Raw genomic sequence first — 7,038 nt, 5'->3', positions numbered from 1 at the left:
CGCGGCCAGCGCCGCCTCGACGTGCAGGGCGTGGTCGGCGAGCACCCGTCCGGACTCGGTCAGCGTCGCGCCGCGACCGCCCCTGAGCACGAGGTCGTGCCCGAGCCGCTGTTCGGCGCGGGTGAGCAGCTGGCTGACGGCGGGCTGGCTGTAGCCGAGCGCCGCGGCAGCGCGACTGATCGAGCCGGCGTCCCGCACGGCCAGCAGGACCCGGAGCAGCTGCGGGTCGATCGTCTCCACAACTCGATGTTATGGGACCCCGAAGAAGCCTGCTCTGGCGTGATGGACGCGGTCGTCGGAGCCTGGACGCATGGACTCCTTCGTCGACGGATCGGGCTACCTCGCCGCGTGCACCGCCGGGCTCCCCACGCTCGGCACGCTGGCCGCGCAGCGGGCTGACCTCGACGCGTGGGCGCACGCCGAGACCTCGCCCGCCACCTACGGCGCCCTGGTCGAGGAGGGCCGCGCGCTCTTCGCGGGCATCGTCGGCGTCGGCCCCGACCGGGTGGCCACCGGCTCGCAGACCTCGGCGATGGTGGCGGTCGTCGCCGCGTCGCTGCCGGACGGGGCGGAGGTCGTCGTGCCCGAGGGCGACTTCTCGTCGATCGTCTTCCCGTTCCTCGTGCAGGCGCACCGCGGCGTCACGGTCCGCAGCGTCCCGATCGACCGCCTCGCCGACGCGGTGCGACCCGGTACCGCCATGGTCGCCTGGTCGTCGGTGCAGTCCGCGACCGGTGCCGTGACCGACCCGCAGCCGGTCGTCGAGGCCGCGCAGGCCGTCGGGGCCCTCACCCTCTGCGACCTGACGCAGGCCGCCGGGGTCCTCCCGGTGTCCGCCGCTGCCGTCGACGTCACGGTGACGCACGCCTACAAGTGGCTGTGCGCGCCCCGCGGGGTCGCCTTCGCCACGGTCTCCGACGCCGCGCTCGAGCGCATCCGACCCGTGCAGGCCGGCTGGTACGCGGGAGAGGACGTCTGGTCCTCGTGCTACGGCCCGACCATGCGGCTCGCCACCGACGCCCGCCGCTTCGACGTGTCCCCGGCCTGGCAGGCGTGGCCCGGGGCGGTCGCCGCCCTGCGGCACCTCGCGTCCGTCGACGCGGCATCGGCCTGGAGGCACGCCACCGGTCTCACGGACCGGCTCGCGGACGCACTCGGGTCGCCCCGGAGCGGGCAGGCGATCACGACGTTCCCGGACGGTGACGGGGCGGCGCTCGCCGCGTTGACCGCCGCCGGGGTGACCGCGAGCGGCCGCGCGGGACGGCTGCGCCTGGCGTTCCACCTGTGGAACGACGAGGACGACGTGACGCGTGTCGTCGAGGTGCTCCGTGGGGTGGACGGCTTCCGTCCCGTGGGGTGACGGATCCGTCCACAGGTGTGGCGCCTCCCGACCGGTGACGGTCGCGAGGCCGGTACGATTGCCGGGTCCGTCACCGAACCGAGCACCCAGCTCGGCGACCTAGGAGCACCTCTTGGCACAGCCCTCCCGTCTCGACAGCGTCATCGCCCTGGCCAAGGGCCGTGGCTTCGTCTTCCAGTCGGGGGAGATCTACGGCGGATCCCGCTCCGCGTGGGACTACGGGCCCCTCGGTGTCGAGCTCAAGGAGAACATCAAGCGCCAGTGGTGGCAGCGGTTCGTCCGCGGCCGCGGCGACATGGTCGGCCTCGACTCCGCCGTGATCCTGCCCCGCAAGGTGTGGGAGGCCTCTGGCCACGTCGCGACCTTCACCGACCCGCTCGTCGAGTGCCTGCACTGCCACCACCGGTTCCGCGAGGACCACCTGCTCGAGGCGTTCGAGGCGAAGAAGGGTCGAGCACCCGAGGGCGGCATGGCCGAGGTGCCGTGCCCGAACTGCGGCACCCGTGGTGAGTGGACCGAGCCGCGCGAGTTCTCCGGCATGCTCAAGACCTACCTCGGCCCGGTCGAGTCGGAGGAGGGGCTGAACTTCCTCCGCCCGGAGACCGCGCAGGGCATCTTCGTCGACTTCGCGCAGGTCGTCACCACGAGCCGCATGAAGCCCCCGTTCGGCATCGGCCAGGTCGGCAAGGCGTTCCGCAACGAGATCACGCCCGGCAACTTCATCTTCCGCACGCGTGAGTTCGAGCAGATGGAGATCGAGTACTTCGTGCCGCCGGCCGACGTCGACACGCACTACGAGCAGTGGATCGCCGACGCGGTCGCGTTCTTCACCGACCTCGGGATCGACCCCGAGAACCTCCGCCGCTTCGACGTGCCGGACGGCGAGCGTGCGCACTACTCGGACGCCACCGCGGACATCGAGTACCGCTTCGGGTTCGCCGGGTCCGAGTGGGGCGAGCTCATGGGCGTCGCGAACCGCACCGACTTCGACCTGAACAACCACATCGAGTCGTCGGGCAAGGACCTCCGCTTCTTCGACCAGGCCGCGAACGAGAAGTACGTGCCGTACGTCATCGAGCCGTCGTTCGGTCTGACGCGTGCGCTCATGGCGTTCCTGCTCGACGCCTACCACGAGGACGAGGCCCCGAACGCGAAGGGCGGCGTCGACAAGCGCACGGTGCTGCGGCTCGACCCGCGCCTGGCACCCGTCAAGGCCGCGGTGCTGCCGCTCTCCCGCAACGAGCAGCTGTCACCGGTGGCGCGCGGGCTCGCCGACGACCTGCGCAAGTACTGGAACGTCGACTTCGACGACGCCGGTGCGATCGGTCGTCGCTACCGTCGCCACGACGAGATCGGCACGCCGTTCTGCATCACGGTCGACTTCGACACGCTCGACGACACGGCCGTGACCGTGCGTGAGCGCGACACGATGTCGCAGGAGCGCGTCGCGCTCGACCAGCTGCAGGGCTACCTGGCGCAGCGGCTGCTCGGCGCGTAGCTGCGGCTGCTGTCGCACAACCGAAGGCACCCCGAACCACGGAAGCGCGTGGTTCGAGGTGCCTTCGGTTGTGCACGGCGCACTCGGCACGGTGCACGGCGCGCAGCCGCGGGAATGCGCACGCGCGAAGCGGGATTGCACCCCGTGTGAACGAGTCTGTGAAGGTCGATGTCTGGTCGGACATCGCGTGCCCCTGGTGCTACATCGGCAAGCGGAAGTTCGAGGCCGGCGTCGCCGCGTTCGCCTCGTCGCCCGAGGCCCAGCCGGTCGAGGTCGAGTACCACTCCTTCGAACTGAGCCCGGACACCCCCGTCGACTTCGAGGGCACCGAGGCCGAGTTCCTCTCGCAGCACAAGGGCCTGCCGGTCGACCGGGCGCAGCAGATGATCGACCAGGTCGCAGACATCGCCTCGTCCGTCGGACTGCACTACGACTACGACGCGCTGCGCCACACGAACACCGTCAAGGCCCACCAGGTCATCCACCTGGCGAAGCAGCACGGCAAGCAGCTCGAGATGGTCGAGCGGCTGTTCACCGCCTACTTCGAGCGCGGCGAGCACGTCGGGCAGGACGAGTCGTTGGCCGACCTCGGCGCGTCGATCGGACTCGACCGCGACGAGGTCCTCGCGACCCTGCGGGACGACGCCCAGCTCGCCGCCGTCCGCGCCGACCAGGCCCAGGCGCAGGCGTTCGGCATCAACGGCGTGCCGTTCTTCGTCATCGACGGCAAGTACGGCGTCTCCGGCGCCCAGGACCCGGCGGCCTTCGAGCAGGTGCTCCGCCAGGTGGTCGCGTTGCGCGAGACCACCCCCGAGGAACTCGCGGAACGGCAGCAGCGTGCCGAGGACGACGCGGCCGCGGATGCGGAGGTGACCCGGTGACGGGCGCGACGACGACCGGACCGGTCGAGCCGAGCCTCCAGGCCGACGGTCTGGAGGCGCGACCCACCCTGCTCACGCTCGTCACGCCCGGCGTCGCGCCGGTCTGCGAGGGCGACAGCTGCTTCGTGCCCGGCGCGGAGGGCGACTGGACCGAGGTCCCCGACTGACCGTCCGCTAGCGGACGGGTTCCTCGTCGGTGATGTCGGCGACGGTCGCGTCGTAGGCGGCGACGAGCGCGTCACCGTCGACGAAGGCACTCGCACCGTGGCGACCGGCACCGAGCGCGATGCGTCGGCCGAGGACGCGCTCGTCGGCGTACAGCGGCAGGTCGCCGGTCGCGCCGATCGGCGTGATCGTGCCGCGCTCGTAGCCCGAGGCCTCGAGCGCGGTGGCTGCGTCGGGCATCGAGAGCTTGTTGACGCCGACGACGGTGCGGAGCTTCTTCCAGGCGATGCTGCGGCCGCCCGGCACCAGCGCGAGCAGGAAGCCACCGTCGTGACGCTTGACGACGAGCGTCTTCACGATGTCGCCGGGCTCGATGCCGAGCAGGGCCGCGGCGCCCTCGAGGGAGTCGGCCGCGGGGCGCTCGACGACGTCCACGGACAGGCCCCGGGCTGCGGCGTCGGCGTCGAACCGGGCGATGGCGGAGTCGGTCATGTGGAGAACGCTACCGGCGCGGAACCGGCATGGGAGAATGGAGCACGTATGACGATCACCGACACGCCCAGCACGGCGCCCCGCACGGCGAAGCCCCTGCGCATCGGCCCCATCGAGGTCGAGGCGCCGGTCGTGCTCGCCCCGATGGCGGGCATCACGAACATGGCCTACCGCCGGCTCTGCCGCGAGTACGGCGCTGGTCTCTACGTCTGCGAGATGATCACCTCGCGGGCGCTGGTCGAACGCACACCCGTGTCGATGCAGCTCATCCAGCACCACGAGTCGGAGACCCCGCGGTCGATCCAGCTGTACGGCGTCGAGCCGAACACCGTGGCCGAGGCCGCGACGATCCTGGTGGGCGAGGACCGCGCCGACCACATCGACCTCAACTTCGGGTGCCCGGTGCCCAAGGTCACGCGGAAGGGCGGGGGAGCGGCCCTGCCGTGGAAGACCGACCTCTTCAAGGACCTCGTCGAGAAGACCGTCAAGGCCGCCGGTGACGTCCCGGTCACGGTGAAGATGCGCAAGGGCATCGACGCCGACCACCTGACCTACCTCGACGCGGCGCGCATCGCCCGCGACGCCGGGGTCGCGGCGATCTCGCTGCATGCCCGCACCGCGAACGAGCACTACTCGGGCCACGCGGACTGGTCGGCGATCGCGACCCTGAAGGAAGCCGTCACCGACATCCCCGTGCTCGGCAACGGCGACATCTGGTCCGCCGCGGACGCCCTGCGGATGGTCGACGAGACCGGCTGCGACGGTGTCGTGGTCGGCCGCGGGTGCCTGGGTCGTCCGTGGTTGTTCGGCGACCTGGCGGCGGCGTTCCGGGGTGAGGACGTCCGCGCGATGCCCTCACTCGGCGACGTCGCGATCGCGTTCCGTCGGCACACCGAGCTGCTCGTCGAGTTCTTCGGGTCCGAGGACCACGGGTGCCGCGACGCCCGGAAGCACGTGTCCTGGTACTTCAAGGGGTACCCGATCGGCGGCGACGTCCGCTCGGCGCTCTCGATGGCGTCGAGCCTGCAGGAGATCGACGACTTGCTCGGGCAGCTCGACTGGTCGGCGCCGTACCCGGGTGCCGACGTCGAGGGCCCGCGTGGCCGCGCCGGACACCCGAAGCGCACGGCACTGCCGGACCGCTGGCTCGAGTCACGTGACGTCGACGCCGAGTTCCGCAAGGTCCTCGCCGCCGCCGAGCTGCACCACAGCGGCGGATGAGCGCCACCGCCTCGTACGGGCCCGCCGACGCCGAGCGCTGGCTGCCCGAGACCCACGGCAACCGCCGGTCCGACTTCGCCCGCGACCGTGCTCGTCTGCTGCACTCGAGCGCACTCCGGCGTCTGGCCGCGAAGACCCAGGTGCTCAGTCCGACGACCGGACTCGACTTCGCCCGCAACCGCCTGACGCACTCGCTCGAGGTCGCGCAGGTCGGGCGCGAGCTCGCGGACTCGCTCGGGCTCGACCCCGACGTCGTCGACACGGCCTGCCTGGCGCACGACATCGGGCACCCGCCGTTCGGGCACAACGGCGAGACCGCGGTGAACGCCTGGGCTGCGGACATCGGCGGGTTCGAGGGCAACGCGCAGACCCTGCGACTGCTGACCCGCCTCGAGCCGAAGGTCTACGGCGACGGACCCGACGACGACCGGCCGTACGGCCTCAACCTGACACGAGCGTCGCTCGACGCGAGCTGCAAGTACCCGTGGCCGGCGGCGCAGGGCGTCGCCGAGGCGTCCTCCGGTCGGACGAAGTTCGGCTTCTACGACGACGACCACGACGCCTTCGAGTGGCTCCGTCACGGGGCTCCCCGTCGGCAGCGGTGCATCGAGGCACAGGTCATGGACCTGTCCGACGACATCGCCTACTCGGTGCACGACTTCGAGGACGCCGTCGTCGCGGGCTTCATCGACGTGGCGGCGCTCGGCGACCGGGTCGGCGAGAACGACATCGTGACCGCCATGCACGCCTGGGTCGGGTCGGACCTCAGCCGCGACGAGCTGCTCGAGGCGTTCGACCGGCTCCGGTCGCTGCCGCTGTGGATGACCTCGTACGACGGATCGCGCCGGGACATGGCGCGACTGAAGAACCTCACCTCGCAGCTGATCGGCCGGTTCGCCCGGACGGCGACCGCCGCGACGCGGGAGTCCTACGCGTCGGGGTCGCTCGTCCGCTTCGCCGCCTCGGTCGTGACCCCGCCGGAGATCATCGGGGAGATCGCGGTGCTCAAGGGCATCGTCGCCGCGTTCGTGATGACCCAGGGTGACCGTCAGCCCGTGTACGAGGACCAGCGGCGGGTGCTCACCGAGCTCCTCGACGCGCTCGCGGCGACGGGGAGCGCCGACCTCGAGCCGGGGTTCGCGGCGGACTGGCGTGCGGCGCCCGACGATGCCGGGCGGCTCCGTGCCGTGGTCGACCAGGTCGCGAGCCTGACCGACCAGGGGGCGTTGGCGTGGCACAAGCGGCTCGTGGTGGGCGACCGGGAGACGACGCACATCGCGGTGTGACCACCGATGTCTCGGGCGGGGCGGCCGCCGCGCGTGTCGACGTGACCACCGACCGAGGTGGGACGCGTGCTGGTCCTGCGCCGCGCCTCCAGGCCGGGATGCTCTCCACAGGCGGACGCGGACCGTCCTCCGGTG

At 71.7% G+C, this 7,038-nt stretch carries 8 protein-coding genes; 6 read left to right on the top strand and 2 right to left on the bottom strand.

Translation table 11 applies throughout. The features are described 5' to 3' along the window. A partial coding sequence (locus tag D8M35_RS08530; protein WP_148113344.1) for a LysR family transcriptional regulator occupies window positions 1–240 on the bottom strand: 240 nt, incomplete at its 3' end. A gap of 70 nt (window positions 241–310) precedes the next feature. On the opposite strand from D8M35_RS08530, the gene D8M35_RS08525 reads away from it, so the two are divergent. The 4 genes from D8M35_RS08525 (at window position 311) to D8M35_RS16375 (ending at window position 3,906) form a co-directional block, all read left to right on the top strand. After that, window positions 311–1,360 (top strand): aminotransferase class V-fold PLP-dependent enzyme, encoded by a 1,050-nt coding sequence (locus D8M35_RS08525; protein ID WP_126891465.1) that lies wholly within the window; start codon window positions 311–313, stop codon window positions 1,358–1,360. A gap of 112 nt (window positions 1,361–1,472) precedes the next feature. Next, on the top strand, window positions 1,473–2,858 hold the full coding sequence (locus D8M35_RS08520) for a glycine--tRNA ligase (RefSeq protein WP_126891464.1): 1,386 nt from the start codon (window positions 1,473–1,475) through the stop codon (window positions 2,856–2,858). Between the two features lie 146 nt (window positions 2,859–3,004). Further along, window positions 3,005–3,739: a DsbA family protein gene (locus D8M35_RS08515; protein ID WP_126891463.1), complete on the top strand. Its 735-nt coding sequence runs from the start codon at window positions 3,005–3,007 to the stop codon at window positions 3,737–3,739. Beyond that, window positions 3,736–3,906, top strand: a complete 171-nt coding sequence (locus D8M35_RS16375) for a hypothetical protein (protein ID WP_153257436.1) — start codon at window positions 3,736–3,738, stop codon at window positions 3,904–3,906. Before D8M35_RS08515 ends, D8M35_RS16375 begins: the two co-directional genes overlap by 4 nt. 7 nt (window positions 3,907–3,913) lie before the next feature. Here D8M35_RS16375 and D8M35_RS08510 read toward each other — a convergent pair whose 3' ends face one another. Continuing rightward, the gene (locus D8M35_RS08510) at window positions 3,914–4,396 is read right to left on the bottom strand and encodes an aminoacyl-tRNA deacylase (RefSeq protein ID WP_126891462.1); all 483 of its coding nucleotides are present in this window, start codon (window positions 4,394–4,396) and stop codon (window positions 3,914–3,916) included. Window positions 4,397–4,444: 48 nt separating this feature from the next. Here D8M35_RS08510 and dusB point away from each other — a divergent pair, with 48 nt between their 5' ends. Both dusB and D8M35_RS08500 read left to right on the top strand, forming a co-directional pair. Then, window positions 4,445–5,617, top strand: coding sequence for a tRNA dihydrouridine synthase DusB (gene dusB, locus D8M35_RS08505; protein WP_126891461.1), 1,173 nt, complete (start codon window positions 4,445–4,447; stop codon window positions 5,615–5,617). Next, a complete protein-coding gene (locus tag D8M35_RS08500; protein WP_126891460.1) occupies window positions 5,614–6,903 on the top strand; it encodes a deoxyguanosinetriphosphate triphosphohydrolase in 1,290 nt (429 codons plus the stop codon). The genes dusB and D8M35_RS08500 overlap by 4 nt, the downstream gene beginning before the upstream one ends. The last annotated feature ends 135 nt before the right edge of the window (window positions 6,904–7,038 follow it).

Origin of the sequence: Curtobacterium sp. HSID17257 (genome assembly GCF_003989515.1) — a bacterium.
In the GTDB taxonomy this organism is placed as follows: domain Bacteria; phylum Actinomycetota; class Actinomycetes; order Actinomycetales; family Microbacteriaceae; genus Curtobacterium.
This window is presented reverse-complemented; position numbering and strand designations above follow the sequence as displayed.

Bases quoted from the DNA above. Each gene is read 5' to 3' on its own strand.
- D8M35_RS08525 (WP_126891465.1), top strand. From the start codon at position 311: ATGGACTCCTTCGTCGACGGATCGGGCTACCTCGCCGCGTGCACCGCC.
- D8M35_RS08510 (WP_126891462.1), bottom strand. From the start codon at position 4,396: ATGACCGACTCCGCCATCGCCCGGTTCGACGCCGACGCCGCAGCCCGG.
- dusB (WP_126891461.1), top strand. From the start codon at position 4,445: ATGACGATCACCGACACGCCCAGCACGGCGCCCCGCACGGCGAAGCCC.
- D8M35_RS08500 (WP_126891460.1), top strand. From the start codon at position 5,614: ATGAGCGCCACCGCCTCGTACGGGCCCGCCGACGCCGAGCGCTGGCTG.